The sequence below is a fragment of the Candidatus Zixiibacteriota bacterium genome, assembly GCA_017999435.1.
In the GTDB taxonomy this organism is placed as follows: Bacteria; Zixibacteria; MSB-5A5; order GN15; family FEB-12; genus JAGNLV01.
This window is the reverse complement of sequence record JAGNLV010000002.1, coordinates 674,261-675,562: the sequence shown is the minus strand read 5'-3', so window position 1 is coordinate 675,562 and position 1,302 is coordinate 674,261. Positions and strand designations below refer to the sequence as shown.

Sequence of the window (1,302 nt, the reverse complement as noted above, 5' to 3'; positions counted from 1 at the left end):
ATTGTTTCGGTATTTGTCAAGAGAAACCTTAGGGATAGACTCGGCAGCGTTCGTCATGACCTCTTTAGATCGAGGGTGGGGGGCATTATCCTTTGTGACACGAATCGTAGCACCAGACGGAATGTATCTCACGGTAGAACATCATCTTATATGCGTCGGACGGGGGTATAAGACCCCCGTCCGGCTTGTAACATATTGCGTACTAATTACTTATATTTTGGCGGTGGGGGAATCGAACCCCATACTCGCGTTGTGACACAAGGACATACTGGTCATTGTGACCAAATTGTGACGCTTTTTGTGGGTGAAATACAATCGGGCAGATCACTTAGATCTGCCCGGTACGCTCAGAATGTGTGATGTAATCGCGCTACTTAATCAGCAGCATCTTCTTCGTCTGTACAACATCACCGGCCTGGAACCGATATAGATACACGCCCGTTGAGACCGGGTTGCCACTATGGTCAAAGCCATTCCACTCGACTCGATATGAACCCGCCGCCTTCGACTCGTTCACTAGCGTCCGCACCTTTTGACCCAGCACATTGAAGATCTCAATCCTCACGTCCGTCCGTGACGGCACACTGTACTCAATCGTCGTCGTCGGATTGAACGGGTTCGGGTAGTTCTGGCTCAACTCAAAACGATAAGGCAGGTTCTCTCCATGCCCATCATCTCTGACATCAGTAATGATGGTCGACGTAAAGGCCGCGTACACCCCTGCCATCGGTATGGCCGCGTAGATCTCGTTAGCTGCCGTGTCCACCGTGCCGCCTATCGACTGCCAACCGGTCGACACCCCGGCCCATCGGTAAACGCCTAGTGTTGACTCATCTCCCTTGTCGCTCTCACTCAGCTGCAAGTCAGCATCGTCATAACGGATCACCACCTGATTCGCGCCGGAGACCGACGTCGCCGGGTACACCGACAGGCTGTGCGCCTGACCGGCCTGCACCGCATTAGGATTCAACCCGGTCCTAACAACCGGAAATGGAGACGATAAAATAAGAGCTCTCTCTACTGACGTGTTGGAGGAATCGAGCTTGAATTCGCATTGCCCTTCCGTTCCCAGCAGCCAGATGTTCGGCTGGTCGTGACTGATCTGCGGAGCGACATAGGTGGTCGGCACAAAGAACGCTGCTGCCGAATCATCCTTGGCCCACAGCGTGAACTCGCCGCCCGGGCCAAGGCTGTCTGCCACCGACACCGCGTAACCGGTATCGGTCGCAGCACATGAGTGACTGCTCATTCCGCCGTATGACGGCCACAATTCAAGCGTCGGGATTTCGGAAAACGCTTGAG

The 1,302-nt window shown here is 53.9% G+C and carries 1 protein-coding gene; it reads right to left on the bottom strand.

Annotated features, from left to right (window positions below):
* Positions 1-370: 370 nt before the first annotated feature.
* The coding region (locus KA261_08185; GenBank protein ID MBP7697774.1) for a T9SS type A sorting domain-containing protein at positions 371-1,302 on the bottom strand (932 nt) is incomplete at its 5' end.